The following is a 16,477-nucleotide window of genomic DNA, read 5'->3' as shown; positions in this document are numbered from 1 at the left end:
GGCCGAGACTTCCAGTTGATCAGCGCTTTCGCTGTTCTACACTGAATTTGACGTCGAGAAACCGGAAGCTGTACCTATGGCGGGTAAATTCTTGTCTGCCTGTTGCCTATTCTTATTGGCCTTTACTCTGGTGGGCTGTGACCAGTCCGAATCCCCAAAGAAATATACGCTCGAGCCTGTCGATGGAATACAGTCAGGTGACAGTGAGAAGACTGCCCGAAAAGCGGCTCCCTTTGCCGATGAGTTGGTGAGGTTTTTACGGGGAAATAATCGGTCCATCGGAGACACGTTCCGCCTGCGCCTGGAGTTCGATCCCGGCGGTTTTGCCCCCCGCATAGAAACCATTGCCGATCTGGAAGCCTTGCTGGTGATCATGCGCGATTTTTCAGAGATGCGAATCTCCATTGAGGGGCATACAGACAGTGGCGGCGATGCGAAGAAGAATCTCAGCCTGTCCCAGCGCAGAGCGGATTGGGTAAAGCATTTCCTGATAGAGCGAGGCGTCTCCGCTGATCGTATGGAAGCCCAGGGCTACGGCGATACTGATCCGATTGCGGATAATGAGACAGAGAAAGGCAAGCGGGAGAACCGCCGCCTGATGATCCGGGTACTAAACTTTGATCGTGTTCCCAGCAAACTGCCGAGGCGCTAACCCCGAACAGCTTGCAGGTGAAGAGCTAGCTTAGGATAGTGTCTCAGCTAGAGGCATTACCCAATTCCTCACTGGAATTTACCGGCGCCTTTGGGGCTTGGTTGGAAAATATTTTCTTCATCAACTTTCCAGTTTGACGCAATCCAATAATACTCTGCGCTGTGAGCATACCGGAGATCATTGCACCGGCTACGCCGCAGCTCATCACATCCTGCCCTGTAAGGTAGAGCCCTTTGACCCGGCTTTTGGGTCTCAGCCAGGATTGCTCAAAGCGGTTGGGATCGTGATCCAGTCCGTAGATTTCTCCCCGTGGGTAGAAGCAGAAATAATCCGTGGATAACGGGGTTGAAAGCTCGTAGTAATCGATTTCCCCACGCAACTGCGGCATATGCTTATACAAATGCTCCAGCAGGCGCTGGCTAAATGCCTCCTTTAGGTCCTCGTAATCATCTCCCCGCTTGCCCCAAGGCTTGTCGTGCCACTGGGCAAACCAGTCGTAGTTGGCCGGTGCCACAATTTCGATGGTGGCGCGGCCCGGGTAGCGCTGGGTAAAGGTGGGGTCTTTCGCAGACGGGAAAGAAATATAGACTAGCGGTATTTCCTTATCCTGATCGTCGATAAAGGCCTGCATATCCTCTTCGTACTGATCGCTGGAATAGATCCAGTAATTGGTCTTGGGCAGGTTTAATTCTTCCGCAGTTTTCTCCAAGCCAATATACAGACACAGGTGAGACATGGAGCGGTTGACGGTGTCCAGGTCGCGGATATATCCCATGCGCTCACTGGTACTGCGCGGTAACAGCTTCTCGAAGGTATTAAATACCCCTGTGCCGGAGACAACTAATGGTGCTTCGATTTCATGTCCGTCAGACATTCTTACACCGCGAACCTGATCCCCATTCATCAGGATGGTTTCCACCTTGGCATAGGTAAATACATCTCCACCACTGGCCTGGATTTGGGGAATTATCGTTTCGGAGATTTTGCTGGCGCCGCCGACAGGATAGTAACCGCCATAGAGATAATGTTTGGCGATCAGGGCGTGAATAATAAAGCTGCCCTCGGATGGGGTCATGCCATTATCACCCCACTGACCTGTCAGCACAGAGATCAGCTTTTCATTGCTGGTGATTCCACTGAGAACTTCGCGGGTGGTTTTATTGAGCCAGGCGGGTTCGCGCAGTTTTCTCCACAGGCGAATAAAAGGCCCACACCAGGAGGGCAGCATTTTTTCCATTGCCAGTCGCTGCATGGCTTTGGCAACCACATTCAGGCGCTGCAGGTACTCCTCGATATTCGCGCGCTCATCGGGGAAGTGGCTGACTAATTCATCGATAAATTGCTGGCGGCCGGCTTTCAGGTCGTATTGTTTATCGCCAATACAGATGCGGTCATAGGTGCTGTCCATTGGCGCCCAGTGCAACTGGTTATTGGAAATAAAGTCGAAGATCTTGCGGGTCATGGTGGGGTGTTCGCCCACGTCGCCGATATAGTGGACGCCGACATCCCACTCATAACCATTGCGGTCATAGGCGTGGGTGTATCCCCCGGCAGTGTAGTGTTGCTCAAGGACAAGGGCTTTCTTGCCCATGGCACTGAGCATCGCAGCACAAGTCAGACCGCCAATGCCTGAGCCAATGATAATGGCGTCGTAATTGCCTTCTAGGCGACTCGGGCGATAGCGCCGACCAATGCGCAGCCGGCTTGGTTTTGGGGCACTGCGCTTCTTCTCAGGGGTCTCTGTCATGATGGCCTCGCCACTATTGTTTTTATTCCTCAACCATAGCGCCCCCTATCGAGCTATGCAATAAGTTGCATATTAATATTCTGTATATCTATTGTGCGCTTTTATATGTAGCGTATACAATTTGTATATAAAGCATATCAAGGTAATAGTTATGGGCATCGTCAAGATATCCGATGAGCTACACGATGAGATTCGCAAGGCCAGTACGGTGATGGCCCGTTCAATTAATTCCCAGGCGGAGTACTGGATCAAGATTGGGATGCTGGCGGAGCTGAACCCGGAATTAAGCTACAGCGACTTGTGTAAGAAGTTGCTGCGCAATCAGGCATTAACCCTGGAAGAGCTGACACGTGAGTGAAATAAAAATAAAGACTCCTGATGAGCAGGAGTTAATGCGCCAATCGGGTCAATTGTTGAGCCGTGTATTTGCCATGCTGGACTCCTTTATTGAACCGGGGGTCTCGACAATGCAAATTAATGAGCGGGTAGAAGAATTTATTGTCAATGAACTCAATGCCCGCCCCGCCAGCAAGGGGCAATATGATTATCCCTACGCCCTGAACACCTCAGTCAATGAGGTAGTCTGTCACGGCATGCCAAGTGATAAGCAGCTACTGCGGGAGGGAGATATCATCAATGTGGATATTACCCTGGAGAAATCTGGCTATATCGCGGATTCCAGCAAAATGTATAGCATCGGTACCGTGACCCCTATTGCCAGAAAACTGGTAACCACCTGCTATGAAGCTATGTGGGCCGGTATTGCCACGGTAAAGCCGGGAGTTACTTTTGGTGATATCGGCAATGCAATCCAGCGCCATACCGAGCGCAACGGCTTCAGTGTCGTACGGGAATATTGTGGCCACGGTATTGGCCGGGAGATGCACGAGGCCCCGCAGGTTCTTCACTTTGGGCGGCCTGGTTCCGGTGAAGTTTTGCAGGAGGGAATGACATTTACCATTGAGCCCATGATCAATCAGGGAAATCGTAAAACCAAACTTAAGAAAGATGGCTGGACTGTAGTAACTAAGGATAAAAAGCTATCTGCTCAATGGGAGCATACGATTTTGGTAACCGGTGACGGTTATGAAGTATTAACGCTAAGGGATGAAGAACGAGTTTCTGGAGTTAAATAGTGATTGATGATGAGCTTTAGATAAATAACGGTGGATAGCGAGGTAGCAGATATCCTCACTATCCATTTTTTGTTTAGTTTATTTTAGGCAGCTAGGGTTTGCCGTATCAAAAGTATTCAGTCTCCAGGTATTAGGACCAGTGCAATCACCGGGGTCACTCTCATCCTCTAAATCGAAGGAATTGAGATCAGAGTTGTCCTGGGATATGTTATCAATAATTTTATTGAGTTCACTATTATCGTCAAGTATACCAATACCACCTCCTGAATTTTTCTCTACTGTATTTTGTGTGATCACCGTATTAGAGGTTTGGCGTACAGGAATACCCCAGTTGAAATTAGAGGTAATATGATTTTGTGAAATGATGGAGAAGTCGGCATTATCGTCCTCATTACCCCCCCCTACGGTAATTCCATTAGAAACAGTAGAAATAGTATTTGAAAATACATTGGTGAATTGTCCATTTACTTCGATACCTTCACCAAGGTAGCCACTTATGTCGTTATGGCTGATATTATTAAAAACCCCATTCAGCTTGATGCCATCACTATCAGGCAGTCCGCCTGCAATAAAATTTTGGGTTACTGTATTAAAGTCCCCTTGAATATCTATGCCATCGCCGGTACTAGGTACACTTCCGATAAGAGTATTGTCTTTCACTACGGTGTGATTGGTTTCTATATAAATTATGTCGTCATAACTATCTTCAATCATCATAGAGTAAATGCTATGTGATCCATTCCCTTTGGCCACAATGCCTTTTGTGCAGGCGAAAATCATCCCATTATATATTTGTGCACTAGTTCCGCTGAGCAGAATGCCTGTACCTGACTGACTAGAGTCAGCGCCAACACAGGTTATGCGATAGCCATTCATGTCAAGTGAGCCCGATGGCCCTTCCACAGTTAAAACGACTTGATCTGCGTCTGTTATCTCACAGATAAGCTCCTCTGTCAGCGTGGTTGGAGCAGTAATAGTATCGCCACACTCAACTGCTTTTGCGAAAAGTGGAATAAAAAATCCTAAGAATATAGTAGTTGCATAAACGTGATGTATTTTCATAGTGCGAACCTATTGGGCGTTATAATTTCCATGCTATCTATAGTGTTCAGCATGCATATTTTGTACAACCTAGAGAACTTTATTTCTTTTGAATAATACATAATTGAAATTTATTTTTTACTAGTTATAAGGATTTAAAATTTAATAAGCTATTAATGGATTAATGCGCCAGAGACTCATTTATGTCCTCATAAAGTAAAATGTATTTTTTCCGAATAGTGAAAGTGGTGGCGTTAATTTATTGTCTCCTTGACAGATCCACAGGAAACCAAGATATACTGTATTTTTATACAGTATATTAAGTGGTTGATTATGCGCCCCAGAGTTATAGTTTTTGATAGTGAGCCGATTCGTATCTGCCGCTATCGATCCAGTTACGATAATCGCCCTATGTACGCGATTAGTATTTTGAACTATGAAAAGTACGTACGTCGGTTTTCTGTTGCTGTGGGAGTGGATTTACGCAAGGAATTGGAGTTAACCTTGTGCCAGATGAGAGGGATCGAGAGTAATTTAAGGTGGCTGTCCGAATATACTGAAAAAACCAGTTCAGTAGGATAATTGGGAGGCTCTGGGTGTGTAGTGTCTTTGATGTCAGTGATCATGCGGGTGTGGAACGCTTTCTCGATACTTATGGTATTCGAGGTGCCAGACATATGATTTACGGTAGACGCCGGAGGCCCACCCAGCAGGTGTCTATCGTAACTACTCGGAAGGGTGCTGCTCAAATAGAAAATGCCATTTGGCATCTCTACCTTGAGAGACATGGTGATACTTGGCGGCCCCATAAAAAATACTGGTCCATCAATAGTAATTGGAAAAAACTGAACTCCAGGCCGGAATATCGAAAATCCCGCTGCTTAATACCCGTTACCGCCTGGGTGGAAAGCCAAGGTGGCAAGCACCCAGTGGAATTCAGTTATGGTGAACCTTTTTTCTTTTGTGGTTTGTATAAAATCTGGGGAAATTTACTCAGTTGCTCAATCATTACTTTGGACTCCCATCCAGCCACTAAGCGCTATCATGAAAAGTCACTTCCCATGGTTGCGCCCGATCGTCCAGATTTTGTAGAGTCTTGGTTAAATTGTACGGGGTCGACAGAAGATTTTAGCCCATACCTGAAACCATCCATTGAGTACTCGGGGAAAATACTTACGGCTCATCCTTTGCTCAGGGCAACTTCTACGGAGTATATTGGGGGCCCTATCCCCGTAATTGAGTAATTATTTTCTCTGGGATATTGGGGTATAGAAAAATTTAAATTTTACAATCCAAATTGTACTCCTGGCGTGGTATATCAATTAGCTTCGTTCTTGAGCTTATACTTCTTTCGTGAGGTGCAAAATATGCGCTGGTTTCATCTAGAAGATCTACAAAGCGATTAAGCCGATGTATTTGTTTTTGGTTTAAATTATCTTGAGCAAGAAGTGCATTGATTTCTGTGCTAGCCAGCTCCTTTGCTGCTATATCTTCTGGCAGGCCACTGCGAGTACATAATCCATAAGTCCCCTCAATAAAGTGTTGCCATTCCTCTTCGATATATTGAGAAATTTCGGATGAAAATTTTGGGTTGCTGGATTCGTATCTTAAATTTCGCAATTGAGCTATTTTAGCCATATATCGATTAGCAAAGCATTGATAAATAGAGTTAAAGTCTTGCTTAGCCTCTATGATACCAATCCAGCTGGCGTAGCCTTTTGCAAAGTACTCAACTGTCTGTTTTTCGGAGTGGGGTCCAAAAAAGGATTCACTCTCCCATTGAATATTGAGCTTATAAGAGGGCTTTGGCATAACACCCTTATCCTGGTAGCGCTGCAATTGTAGTTCGCTGATTTGAGTAGCCTGAATAAGCTGTTCTTTGGTTAGGAAGTGTTTATCCAGATAATTAAGCAATTCCACTGAATGTGCTCCAAGGTAGAAATCGAATGAAATTCTAGCGCCTGGAGCACTTAATACTTCGATGTGAGCCGAAGCATCTTTTCCCTTTTAACAAGTCTTGGAGAATTTATTCCTGCAGGAAGAGAATATCCGTTCTAATAATATATTTGATTCCTCGGGTGATTGGAGTAGAGCTGTGAATTCTGTGTAAGGGATGCATTCCATGGGGGAAGCACAGTACGGCTCCGGTAGGTGTACGGACATCGATGTCTAATAAAGAGTCCCGACTGGGTTGTTTTAGGGGGTCATCTGCATTCACCCTGAATCGGGTTGCACCACCTTCAAAATCTTCACTCAGCAGTATTAAAAACGTCATTTCACTATAGCGATCGGGGTAGCCATTGGTGATCAACTGGTTGTTGTCAATGCGGCTACCGGGCCAGGCGCCATCGGTGTGGAACTGGAAGAAATCTCCCTCACCATAGCGATAAAAGCGGAAACGCCGATTTATGCCAACAGCCTCTCTTCCACCAAAGTAACCATTTAAGTCCTGCGCCAGGTCTCGGCATCGCTGCCAGATCTGCTGCTCTGTAACCTCGTCAACCACCCAGGTCAGGTTGTCGTTATGGCGGACCTCCCGGGGCAGGGAGACGGCTGCATCCGGTAAATAACCCACCGCTTCAGTGATATCAATCAGCCGTTGGCATTCGTCTTTGGAAAAGACATTGAGCAATTGGAAGGCTCCGGGTACCTCGGCGATATCTCGTCGTGAAACCGGTTGCGGTGCTTGTTCGGCCAGCGCCGCCGGGTTTTTACTGCGTGTAGCCCAGGTGGGTAGAGCCGGGTGTTCTGCTCCGGGTTCGCGAGCGATAACAAAGAAGTCATCCAAGTGGGTGACAGTATCAATACTTTCAGTCGTGGACATCTGCTGTACTTCTATTGGAAAATTTTTCAAAAACTTAGCGGTTTAATACGGTAATTTGGGCAAACTGTCGGTGCCCTTCAGCTCCACCGTGGAAGCCAAAGCCACTTTGCTTGGCGCCTACCCAAGGTGAGCCGCCGGCGCCCTGGTTGATGCCAATCATCCCCGCTTGCAGCTGGCTGGCGACTTGCTCGGCCTGTTTGCTTTCACCAAACACAACCGCACCAAGACCGTAAACAGAGTTATTGGCCCGCTCGACCACATCGTCTACTGAGCTAAAGCGGTCGATGGCTACGATAGGCCCAAAAGTCTCATCATCTTCCACCAGCATGCCCGGTCGAATACCACTGATAACTGTGGGCGGAATAAACGGCACCTGTGGATCGCGCTCCCCTAGAAGAAGCTTTGCGCCTTTATTCAGGGCATCGTGGATATGCTCCACCACCTTTTGGTGTTGGCGGTGATTAACCAAGGGGCCGATATCCACCTGTGGCTCCTGCCACCCGCCGACACGATACTGCTTCGCCAATGCCACCACGGCATTTTCGAATTTATCGGCAATTTTTTCGTCCACATAAATACGCTCTGTGGAGGTACACATCTGGCCTGAATTCTCAAAACTGGAGCCAACGGCAAATTGTGCCGCCTGGGGAATATTGGCGCTCTGCAACACGATCATTGGGTCATTGCCACCCAACTCCATAACCAGGCGTTTCAATGCCGGAGCGGCATTGGCCATAATTTTTTGGCCCGTTGTTCGCGATCCGGTAAAGGCGACCATATTGATGGGGGATTTCACCAGGGCTTCACCGGTTGCGCCATCGCCGTGAGCAATTTGTAAAATGTCCTGGGGCAGGGTTTGATTGAGTGTTTTCACCAATAAGTCAGCGACCAATGGCGATTCTTCTGAAGGTTTTAAAATCACAGCGTTGCCGGCGACCAGGGCGGGAACAATCAGGTTATTGGCCATGGCCAGTGGATAGTTCCAAGGGGAGATAACCGCAACAACGCCCAGTGGCCGATATTGAATTTCGCTACCGCCATTGCGTTTTGCCCGCAGGGCCTCGCCGGCATCCCCCGCTAACCATGCACCGCCTTGGACTACGCCGCCGGCTTCAAATTGTGCACGCCGGGCATCTTTGCCCATTTCACGGCTGATAAGTTGTGCCAGACCTCCCTCTTCCGCATTCAGTTTTGTGTAAGCCTGCTGAAGTAGTTGTACCCGCTCCTGAAGAGATTTACTCGACCACACTCGCTGCGCTTTGTGGGCTTTCTCCACCATGTCCTGAATATCTTGGGGCTTGCTGACAGGTAGTGATCCGATGGCCTCTCCGGTTAGTGGATCAATCGATCGAAGTATATTTTCCATAATGAGGTCTCACTCAATCCGGCCACTTTATTGAGTGGCCGGGTGTTTTCTTAAAAGCGTTGGTGTTATTGGTCAAACAGGACAATAGTGCGAATTTCCAGGCTGGTTCTGCGTGGTGCCCCTGCACTTCCCGGCAGGTCGAAAGCGCAGTGGGGAACACCGGTTACATCGCCTCGGTGCTGGCTATCGAAGACCCGCAGTAAAATGCCTTCGCCGGGCTGCATATCGCTAAACCAAATCCAGCGGTGAACCGGGTTGAAACTCAACACCGAAATCTGCCCTTTTCGCTCTGGGTAAATTAATCGCATATTGTGGAAATCACTGGCGGCGACAGTGCGTAGGTCCACCATTGCCAACGGTGACTCCTGCACCGGGCGCAATAGGGGCAGCCAGAGATTAATAAACTGGTAGCGCGGATAATCTGATGGCTTGTACCCCCGGGCCTCCAGGGTTTCCTTTAGCTGGCGCTCTGCGGACCAGGGTGTGTAGTCGTTGTGCACCAATTTCACCGGGGATCGGCGACTGCGGCTCAGCTCCGGTGTCGCATCAGTCGATGGTTGGGCTCGCAACGTGTGGTCAAAGGTCAGTACCTTTGCTGCACCCAGGTGAGCGGCTATCCAGGATTCAATAGCTGGATACCATTGGGTGCGAATCAACTGGTCGCGCTCCTGAGGGCTGGGGCTACTCCCTGAGGGTTGGTCCAGCGCGTGTAGCGCATCATCCAGCTGGCGCAGGTTAATGCCGAGCATAGGGCGTACCAGCTCAAATCCCTGGGTATCGGTACGAAAACGCTCCCCGGCGGTTTTCAGGGCGCGACCATCGTAGATGTGAACCTGCTGGGAAATAACATTCTCGACCAGATTGGCGGGCCCGGGGCCCTCTGAACGCTTGTCGTACACCAGATCGCTACTGGGATCAGCGTAGTGAATAATTGCTGTAACTAATTGATCCTGAAAGGAGGATCGGGCTGCGGATTGCATAGTGAACTCTCCCCCCACCGAAGTGGATGCCATACGGGCCAATCTACTCACAATGTTAGGGTTACGTGGATACAATGAAAACCAAGTAACAGTTGTGAGTGATACAGGTTTGAGCAGAAATCATCGGGCGAACCCACTGGAGAGGCTGGAGTTGCGTCAACTTCGCCTAATGAACGCTATCTTGCGGGAACTGAACTTATCCCGGGTGGCTGACCAACTGGGTGTGAGCCAGCAAACAGTCAGTGAACAATTGAAACGCCTGCGGGAAATCTTTGATGACCGGCTTTTTATTCGCACCAGCAACGGTGTTATTCCCACCCCCCTGGCCGAGCGCCTGGCTCCCAAATTGGATGAGATCCTGAATAATGTCGCGGCGCTGCTGCGTACGGATGAATTCGATCCGGCACAGCATCGGGGCATCTTTACCATCAGTGCAACGGACTTTGAGCAGCGGGTGGTACTGCCAGTTCTCCTCAAGCAACTGCGTCAGCAGGCCCCGGATATAAAAGTCGTGGTGCTTAAGTTGGAAATTGATCGCATGGCCCAGCAACTGCAAACCGGTGAAGTGGATCTGGTGTTTAGCACGCCGGGATTTGTGCCGGATAACAGTCCCAGCATGTTGTTGTATCGAGAGCACTACGTCTGCGTATGTTGTCAGCACACCGATATGCCGCACAGCGCCAATCAGCCATTGGAAATGGAAGAGTTGGCGGCTTTGCCACAGCTGGTGGTATCACCTTCCAGGGGGGATCTGCGGGGCATGGCGGATAGCTGGTTTGAGCAGTTTGGTTTGGAGCGCAATGTGGTGCTGTCTGTCCCCTCTTTTGCCGCCGCAGCCGAGTGCATTGCCTCTACCAATACCGTTGCCTTTTTGCCCTCGCGACTGTTGCCTGATCCCCGACTAAAAACACTGCCTATTGTCGAACAGCCCCCGGGGTTTGATGTGATTGCCGCCTGGCATACTCGCAGCAGTCAGGACCCTTTGCACAAGTGGATTCGCGCCCTGTTAGCACAACAATTTCCCAGCAGTTAGTAAGAGAGGCAGCGCTGCTAAACTTGAGCAGTCCAAGGATTCAGGTAGTGATCGTCATGCGTGCAGCATTTTTTCTGCTGATATTTTTAAGCGCTTCTGTTTACGCTCATACCGATTTTACCGAGCAAATGGGTATCCCCCACTTATTTGCCAAAGGCGCACTGGTTGAGGAAATTAAAAAAGTGGATTGCACTCTCTCTGAGGGGCGCAAGACCCAATGCTGGATAATTGTGGTAAAGGCTGAACCCAAACATAAAATGGGGCCCTGGTGCCCACGCAATGTTGTCGACCCAATTACGTCTGGCGGCATGATGTTTATCAAGCAACAGATAGTGCCGATTGATGGACCTTTCGTTAAAAATGCTGCGACCTTTTTCTCTGATCCAAAATGGAGCCTATATGATCCTAAAACCGGGGCGATAAAGGTTACCGATTCGAAGCAGGCTTGCGAGATGGCCGCGCGGCCTGATGTGGCACCGCAATACAACAATTACTGCGTGGAGTGCCTGGCCAGCTATATGGGCCCGGATTTTCATACCCGCTACCTGATCCCCGTACAGCCTGCCAAGGCCAAGTCAAAGCAGAATCCCGATGGTTTTTCCGGCTATGGGGTTGCTTTTAATGGGGTTAAATTTGATATCGCCGCGCCCATCGGTGCAATTTTAGGTGCACATACCTTAGCGCCAGTGGATGCCTGCGGTGGTCATGCAAACCCCCATGTGGGCTATCACTACCACGCTGCCCTGGGTTGCAGCCAAGCCTACCCGTCTGCCGCAAGTCATGCTGCGATTGTCGGTGTCGCCATAGATGGCTATCTAATCTATGCGCGGGAGAATGCCGATGGCCGCGAGCCCGATGACCTGGACGAATGCCGTGGCCATGAGTTTGCCGACCTGGGCTACCACTACCACGCCAACCTCGCTGCAGAAAACGATATCCTGCATTGCCTAAAAGGGGAGAGAGGTTGTGCCCTGGCCGGCAATCAAAGCCAGTGCGATTTCTCCCACCGGGGACCTCCGGGACCACCCAGGCGTTAACTCAGGCCCGATTGCTGCTTCAAATAGTGAAAGAGGAAGAGAGTCTCAGCGCTCTTTTTGGTATTGATATCAATAAATGGCGTCGAATAACTGTTTTATAAGCCCAGGACTTGATCTGACCGTCAGGTTTCCTTAATGGCCCTGGGACATAATGCCTCTAACTATTTCAGGTAATCCGGAATACCAACAATGAGCAATGGTACAAATTTCTATCTGATTCGAATGGTGGAATCCCTCGGTGTGCTGGTGCGCACTCGCCTGTGGATGCAGATAGTGGTCGCCATGATCCTTGGGCTAACTGTCGGCCTGCTGCTATCTCCTGAAGGGGCCGCGCTGGTGAGCCAGGATCTCAGTACGGCATTGGCTAGCTGGTTTAAGCTGCCGGGCTCCATCTTTCTGAATATGATCCAGATGGTGGTGATACCGCTGATTATGTCCTCAATCATCCTGGGGCTCAGTGGCAGCGGGAACGTCAGTCAGCTTAAACGTGTCGGACTGCGCATCGCTCCCTACTTTGTCGGCACTACCACTGTTGCGGTGATTATCGGCATTATCCTGGTCCAGTTGATCCAACCCGGTGACTATATCGATGAGTCCCTGCTCAGCGCCGCCACTGAGTTACAGGTTGCGAGCGCCCCCCAGGTGATTGAGAGCAAACCGCTTCCCGAACGTATTGCTGAATTGATTCCCGCCAACCTCAACGAAAGTATCGCCATGCGCAATATGTTGCAGCTGGTGGTTTACGCGATTTTTATTGGTGTTGCAGTGATGCTGTTGCCGCAAAAGCAGCGGGAAACCGCAGTATACGCTTTTGGCATTATTCAGGAGGTTGCACTTAAAGTGGTTGGCTGGGCCATGCTGTTTGCGCCCCTGGCCGTATTTGGCCTCCTGGCAGATATTGCTATTCGCGTGGGTCTCACTGCAATTCTGGGAATGTCTGTGTATGTGGGCACCGTGATTCTGGGACTACTTATTCTTCTCAGCTTTTACCTGATAATTGTTTCCCTGGTGACCTCCGTCGGCCCGATCACATTTTTGCAGAGAATTAGCGGAGTGCAGCTGCTGGCATTCTCCACATCCAGCTCTGCTGCGGTAATGCCGCTGTCAATGAAAGTTGCAGAAAGTCCCCTGGGAGTAAAACCATCCATCGCCAAATTTATTGTGCCCCTGGGCGCTACTGTGAATATGGATGGCACGGCGCTCTATCAGGTAATTGCTGCGGTGTTCTTAACTCAGGTATATGGAATCGACCTGACAACCGCGCAGCTAGTGGGGCTGACAGTGACTACCGTTGGCGCTTCAATTGGCTCTCCCAGTACGCCGGGCGTCGGTATCGTAATCCTGGCGACAATTCTGGCCGGTATTGGTGTCCCGCCGGAAGGTATTGCGCTGATTCTGGGGGTGGATCGGATTCTCGATATGTGCCGTACAGCAGTCAATGTGACCGGGGATCTGACAGCCTGTCTGGTGATGGACCGCTTGTTGGGCAGTGACAACCTGGAGGAGGAAGCCGCCCAAACGGCCTGACTGTCAAAGTGATGGCTTAAATGAGGGTTCCCGGCTTCTATTGCGGCATACCTAGAATTTCCAGAATACGAGGGTCTTTTTGATTCTCGTAGTATTTCTCCAGGACTGTATCAAACAAAGTTCTACCCTCTTCTGCCAATGCGAATAAGTCCATAGAATATTTCATCTTCAAATCTTAATTACTTCTAATGTATCTAAAGGAAGCTTGAAATAGAGAAAAAGTGGCATATGTAAAGTATGGGTGATCTTTATAATATGAAAAAACAAATATAAATTATTTAATATCGTTCCAGTCTTTATATTTTTTATAATTTATCTGATTAAAAAATATGTAGAAATACTAAAAGTAATTTTTAGAGATAAAATCCCAAGTCTGTTCATACAGTAATTGATGTCCCTTGGGATTTGCATGGAGGCCATCCTCTGAGAGAAGGGTAATAAATTCCTGATCTCGCCATAAATTGTCAAACTCCAGTATGGGGATCATTTCGGCAGTGGCAGATTCTCTCATAGCTTGGTTATACAGGTCCGCATCAGCCTGATAGAAATAGCTATCACTATTCCGAAAGGGAGTAGTTCGTTGCTCATCGAACGGAATGCCTGTCATTAGGAAGGACGGCGCGATGGTTTTAGACGTTTGTAACAGCTGTCGCACTGTTTCACTGAAAGAGTCCAACGCTACAGAGTTCTCAGCCTTTGGTCCCCCGATGCGGCAAATATCATTGAAACCAGGATATATCCCGATTAAGTGTGGCCTTCTTGGAGGCAGCTCTCGGGAAAGTCTTATGGCTAAAGAGTTCGCGTTCTCTCCGAATATTCCCAGAGCGTAAACTATATTATGGGGATCTAAAGTTTCGAACCGAAACCGGAATCGTTGAACAAATCCGCCTAGTTCTATATCACCTTTTCCATAGATAGAACTGGAGCCAATAAAGACAATTTTTTTGGGGACTCTTCGTGCCATAGAAAGCCACTAATTTGACTGAACTTTGGATTTTATTTGCCGTTACCATTATAGACATCGACTAGGTCCAGGTTGTATGCATTAGTAGAAAATCGTAACTTCGAAAAGTTGAGAGTCCAAGGCTTGGGTAGGAATAGCCTTGTTAAAAAATAAATAGAAATTGAATGGAGAGAGTTCTAAGGTGGGCAGCAGATTTACAGTTTCTTTAGGGGGGAAAGAGGTGCTGATCGGTTTGGCTTAAAATGATGAGGAAAATTTAATACGGGTAGAGTGGTAGATTCTGTGAGTATGGATACTACAGCTTGTACGCCAATATAATGGTTCAGATCATGATTGCCACCCAGCCTTCCGATCATAAAAAAGCCCCACCCTTGCAGGTAACTAATGTTGGACAGGAACTTTCAGTATCTCGAAAGTACGAAGGTCCTTCTGTCCTTCATAGTATTTTTCCAGCACCTCTTCAAATAGCTTGTCTTTGGGATCGGCGATAGAAAATAGCGTCATGGATGATTTAAGTTTTACATCATCCGGTGAGCCAAATATCTGGTAAGCGGAGTAATTATTCAGTTGCAATAACTCCTTGCAGCACTCTTTGAGCCTGGGTCCGAGCACAGGGTGCTCCAGGTAAGCCCGGGCTTCATCCAGGTTTTTAATTGCAAAATGTTCGGATGTCGCGCTGTGCCCCAGGCCGGAGATCTGGGGGAATATATACCACATCCAGTGGGAGCGCTTATGGCCGCTATGCAACTCACTCAGGGCACTTTCATAAGAGCTTTCTTGCGCCGTCACAAAACGCTCAAGGTGAAATGGTTGGGCCATGCTTTGATTCCCTTTATTCTTATTCCTTTGCAGGCCCAAGGTTAGCAGTAATAAGGATGAATGCGAGAGGATGAACTGCCTGACGGCTGAACTTCCACCAATTAATTGATATTCATCATGATCTCAGCAAGGGCGGGCTCCTTGGCTCCCACAGGAGAATCTCCCAATAGGTTCTTCATATCGGCATAGGAAAGTTGAATTAGCCGATGTATGTCATTGGAAGTGTCAGCAGTACAAGGAAAACTACCGCTGACAAAGACGGAAATTGAATTTGTTCGCTGAGTATTAAAAATACGAATTTCCCGCCTGAAAAAATCATTGCCGCGACAGGATGCCGCTCTTCCTGATGGAATACTATTGCCTGCGGGAACGCTTAGCAGTACATCTTTGGATCTTTCTTCAAAGGGGCCACGTCTGTAAATTAGCATCTCTCGTAGGCCTTTAGACACTGGGTGGTTAAATTCCAAATCTCTAATCGCATCGACAACCTGCACACTTTTGATATCGTAGTAGCTGTGAGCCTGTCGATCAAAAGGCCCTTTCAATCCATAAAGAAGCTCGCGCAAACGTTGAGAAACATCAGATTTAATAGGTTGTTTTTCAATTTCTCCAATTAATTCAGGATCTGTGGGTAAATAGAAATTGCCAAACTCTTTAAGTAACGCCTTGGATTCACGCCGAGCTTCTTCGTCCTGAAAGAGTTTGTCCAGTACAGCTCTAATTGAAACTGCACTGTTGTTACCATCCACTTGTAGTTCTAGCTCGCTATTTCCCACTTTGATACGTAAAGAGCCAATTTTTTCACTTTTATACAGCAAAAAGCAAAAACTCAACACAATTAAAACGAGAATGCACCCGTAGATAATATGAATATTTTTATTAGGCTTTCCCGCTGACATCTATATACCTCTGATATAAAGCAAGAGTCTTTCTATTATTACCAATTTTCTTACGTTAGCTTTTACGCTCTAGAAAATTAGCCCTAATAACATTCTACTATAAGGATAATATTCCTCAAAACTTTCATGCTTAGCTGGATTGTTTGTATGGTATATATTCTTTCTACCGTCCAATAGTTTGATGAAAGTACTAGCTAGAAATTTTAAAGCACAGATTTTTTCACTCTGAAGTGGAGAGAAGGCTATACGTTATTAAAGACGCTTTCGTGCAACAGTTATTTAGATGTTTTTATTATACATATTGTTTGGGGGTAGGAGTTTAAAGCTATTTATTTAGTTAGGCTATAATTTTGTCATCGTAAAATAACCTGAAGAAAATAGTTTTCTATAGGTGTTGATAAGGACTTAATTTTTATTTGGCTGAAGACTGCAGATCTCAAACCAAGCGCGAT

Annotated in this window: 18 protein-coding genes; 8 read left to right on the top strand and 10 right to left on the bottom strand. The window is 47.8% G+C overall.

Features of this window, described 5'->3' with window-relative positions; genetic code table 11:
- Positions 1-76: 76 nt before the first annotated feature.
- Complete coding sequence (locus tag ACJJI4_RS19935; protein ID WP_444926251.1) at positions 77-652, top strand: OmpA family protein; 576 nt, start codon at positions 77-79, stop codon at positions 650-652.
- A gap of 43 nt (positions 653-695) precedes the next feature.
- Here ACJJI4_RS19935 and ACJJI4_RS19930 read toward each other — a convergent pair whose 3' ends face one another.
- A complete protein-coding gene (locus tag ACJJI4_RS19930) occupies positions 696-2,399 on the bottom strand; it encodes a phytoene desaturase family protein (RefSeq protein ID WP_444926250.1) in 1,704 nt (567 codons plus the stop codon).
- 151 nt (positions 2,400-2,550) lie between these two features.
- Between ACJJI4_RS19930 and ACJJI4_RS19925 the strand changes: the two genes are divergently transcribed.
- Positions 2,551-2,757 (top strand): ParD-like family protein, encoded by a 207-nt coding sequence (locus ACJJI4_RS19925; protein ID WP_413663773.1) that lies wholly within the window; start codon positions 2,551-2,553, stop codon positions 2,755-2,757.
- Positions 2,750-3,535 (top strand): type I methionyl aminopeptidase, encoded by a 786-nt coding sequence (map, locus tag ACJJI4_RS19920; protein WP_444926249.1) that lies wholly within the window; start codon positions 2,750-2,752, stop codon positions 3,533-3,535. The genes ACJJI4_RS19925 and map overlap by 8 nt, the downstream gene beginning before the upstream one ends.
- Positions 3,536-3,613: 78 nt before the next feature.
- On the opposite strand, the gene ACJJI4_RS19915 is transcribed toward map, so the two are convergent.
- Positions 3,614-4,597, bottom strand: a complete 984-nt coding sequence (locus ACJJI4_RS19915) for a right-handed parallel beta-helix repeat-containing protein (protein ID WP_444926248.1) — start codon at positions 4,595-4,597, stop codon at positions 3,614-3,616.
- 312 nt (positions 4,598-4,909) lie between these two features.
- On the opposite strand from ACJJI4_RS19915, the gene ACJJI4_RS19910 reads away from it, so the two are divergent.
- Together ACJJI4_RS19910 and ACJJI4_RS19905 are read left to right on the top strand one after the other, a co-directional pair.
- Positions 4,910-5,158 carry a hypothetical protein gene (locus ACJJI4_RS19910; protein ID WP_444926247.1) on the top strand — a complete coding sequence of 83 codons (249 nt, stop codon included), beginning with the start codon at positions 4,910-4,912 and terminating at the stop codon, positions 5,156-5,158.
- 14 nt (positions 5,159-5,172) lie between these two features.
- On the top strand, positions 5,173-5,820 hold the full coding sequence (locus tag ACJJI4_RS19905) for an SOS response-associated peptidase family protein (protein ID WP_444926246.1): 648 nt from the start codon (positions 5,173-5,175) through the stop codon (positions 5,818-5,820).
- A gap of 34 nt (positions 5,821-5,854) precedes the next feature.
- Here ACJJI4_RS19905 and ACJJI4_RS19900 read toward each other — a convergent pair whose 3' ends face one another.
- The 4 genes from ACJJI4_RS19900 to ACJJI4_RS19885 all read right to left on the bottom strand — a co-directional run bounded on the left by ACJJI4_RS19900 (position 5,855) and on the right by ACJJI4_RS19885 (position 9,746).
- Complete coding sequence (locus ACJJI4_RS19900) at positions 5,855-6,496, bottom strand: DUF6058 family natural product biosynthesis protein (protein ID WP_444926245.1); 642 nt, start codon at positions 6,494-6,496, stop codon at positions 5,855-5,857.
- Between the two features lie 106 nt (positions 6,497-6,602).
- Entirely contained in the window at positions 6,603-7,400 is a 798-nt protein-coding gene (locus ACJJI4_RS19895) for a prolyl hydroxylase family protein (RefSeq protein WP_444926244.1), read from the bottom strand.
- A 34-nt stretch (positions 7,401-7,434) separates the two neighbouring features.
- Positions 7,435-8,766 (bottom strand): aldehyde dehydrogenase family protein, encoded by a 1,332-nt coding sequence (locus tag ACJJI4_RS19890; protein ID WP_444926243.1) that lies wholly within the window; start codon positions 8,764-8,766, stop codon positions 7,435-7,437.
- Positions 8,767-8,831: 65 nt separating this feature from the next.
- Entirely contained in the window at positions 8,832-9,746 is a 915-nt protein-coding gene (locus tag ACJJI4_RS19885; RefSeq protein ID WP_444926242.1) for a CmcJ/NvfI family oxidoreductase, read from the bottom strand.
- A 1-nt stretch (position 9,747) separates the two neighbouring features.
- On the opposite strand from ACJJI4_RS19885, the gene ACJJI4_RS19880 reads away from it, so the two are divergent.
- The 3 genes from ACJJI4_RS19880 (at position 9,748) to ACJJI4_RS19870 (ending at position 13,343) form a co-directional block, all read left to right on the top strand.
- Positions 9,748-10,779: a LysR family transcriptional regulator gene (locus tag ACJJI4_RS19880; RefSeq protein ID WP_444926241.1), complete on the top strand. Its 1,032-nt coding sequence runs from the start codon at positions 9,748-9,750 to the stop codon at positions 10,777-10,779.
- A 56-nt stretch (positions 10,780-10,835) separates the two neighbouring features.
- Positions 10,836-11,816: a YHYH protein gene (locus ACJJI4_RS19875; protein ID WP_444926240.1), complete on the top strand. Its 981-nt coding sequence runs from the start codon at positions 10,836-10,838 to the stop codon at positions 11,814-11,816.
- Between the two features lie 189 nt (positions 11,817-12,005).
- Positions 12,006-13,343, top strand: a complete 1,338-nt coding sequence (locus ACJJI4_RS19870) for a dicarboxylate/amino acid:cation symporter (RefSeq protein WP_444926239.1) — start codon at positions 12,006-12,008, stop codon at positions 13,341-13,343.
- A 37-nt stretch (positions 13,344-13,380) separates the two neighbouring features.
- Here the strand turns inward: ACJJI4_RS19870 and ACJJI4_RS19865 are convergent, their stop codons facing one another.
- The 4 genes from ACJJI4_RS19865 to ACJJI4_RS19850 all read right to left on the bottom strand — a co-directional run bounded on the left by ACJJI4_RS19865 (position 13,381) and on the right by ACJJI4_RS19850 (position 16,025).
- Complete coding sequence (locus ACJJI4_RS19865) at positions 13,381-13,509, bottom strand: DUF1810 domain-containing protein (RefSeq protein WP_444926238.1); 129 nt, start codon at positions 13,507-13,509, stop codon at positions 13,381-13,383.
- Between the two features lie 174 nt (positions 13,510-13,683).
- On the bottom strand, positions 13,684-14,307 hold the full coding sequence (locus ACJJI4_RS19860) for a GDSL-type esterase/lipase family protein (RefSeq protein ID WP_444926237.1): 624 nt from the start codon (positions 14,305-14,307) through the stop codon (positions 13,684-13,686).
- A gap of 381 nt (positions 14,308-14,688) precedes the next feature.
- Complete coding sequence (locus ACJJI4_RS19855; RefSeq protein WP_413663762.1) at positions 14,689-15,126, bottom strand: DUF1810 domain-containing protein; 438 nt, start codon at positions 15,124-15,126, stop codon at positions 14,689-14,691.
- Positions 15,127-15,227: 101 nt separating this feature from the next.
- On the bottom strand, positions 15,228-16,025 hold the full coding sequence (locus tag ACJJI4_RS19850) for a hypothetical protein (protein ID WP_444926236.1): 798 nt from the start codon (positions 16,023-16,025) through the stop codon (positions 15,228-15,230).
- Positions 16,026-16,477 lie beyond the last annotated feature (452 nt).

It is taken from the genome of Microbulbifer maximicatervae (SeqCode) (genome assembly GCF_052467305.1).
The sequence above is the reverse complement of the archived record's forward strand: the minus strand, read 5'-3'. Positions and strand labels throughout refer to the sequence as shown.

Excerpts from the sequence above, each read along its gene's own strand:
- ACJJI4_RS19890 (WP_444926243.1), bottom strand. The coding sequence starts at position 8,766 with ATGGAAAATATACTTCGATCGATTGATCCACTAACCGGAGAGGCCATC.
- ACJJI4_RS19885 (WP_444926242.1), bottom strand. The coding sequence starts at position 9,746 with ATGCAATCCGCAGCCCGATCCTCCTTTCAGGATCAATTAGTTACAGCA.
- ACJJI4_RS19925 (WP_413663773.1), top strand. The coding sequence starts at position 2,551 with ATGGGCATCGTCAAGATATCCGATGAGCTACACGATGAGATTCGCAAG.
- ACJJI4_RS19865 (WP_444926238.1), bottom strand. The coding sequence starts at position 13,509 with ATGAAATATTCTATGGACTTATTCGCATTGGCAGAAGAGGGTAGAACT.
- ACJJI4_RS19930 (WP_444926250.1), bottom strand. The coding sequence starts at position 2,399 with ATGACAGAGACCCCTGAGAAGAAGCGCAGTGCCCCAAAACCAAGCCGG.
- ACJJI4_RS19875 (WP_444926240.1), top strand. The coding sequence starts at position 10,836 with ATGCGTGCAGCATTTTTTCTGCTGATATTTTTAAGCGCTTCTGTTTAC.
- ACJJI4_RS19895 (WP_444926244.1), bottom strand. The coding sequence starts at position 7,400 with ATGTCCACGACTGAAAGTATTGATACTGTCACCCACTTGGATGACTTC.
- ACJJI4_RS19935 (WP_444926251.1), top strand. The coding sequence starts at position 77 with ATGGCGGGTAAATTCTTGTCTGCCTGTTGCCTATTCTTATTGGCCTTT.
- ACJJI4_RS19850 (WP_444926236.1), bottom strand. The coding sequence starts at position 16,025 with ATGTCAGCGGGAAAGCCTAATAAAAATATTCATATTATCTACGGGTGC.
- ACJJI4_RS19870 (WP_444926239.1), top strand. The coding sequence starts at position 12,006 with ATGAGCAATGGTACAAATTTCTATCTGATTCGAATGGTGGAATCCCTC.
- ACJJI4_RS19915 (WP_444926248.1), bottom strand. The coding sequence starts at position 4,597 with ATGAAAATACATCACGTTTATGCAACTACTATATTCTTAGGATTTTTT.
- ACJJI4_RS19855 (WP_413663762.1), bottom strand. The coding sequence starts at position 15,126 with ATGGCCCAACCATTTCACCTTGAGCGTTTTGTGACGGCGCAAGAAAGC.
- ACJJI4_RS19860 (WP_444926237.1), bottom strand. The coding sequence starts at position 14,307 with ATGGCACGAAGAGTCCCCAAAAAAATTGTCTTTATTGGCTCCAGTTCT.
- ACJJI4_RS19910 (WP_444926247.1), top strand. The coding sequence starts at position 4,910 with ATGCGCCCCAGAGTTATAGTTTTTGATAGTGAGCCGATTCGTATCTGC.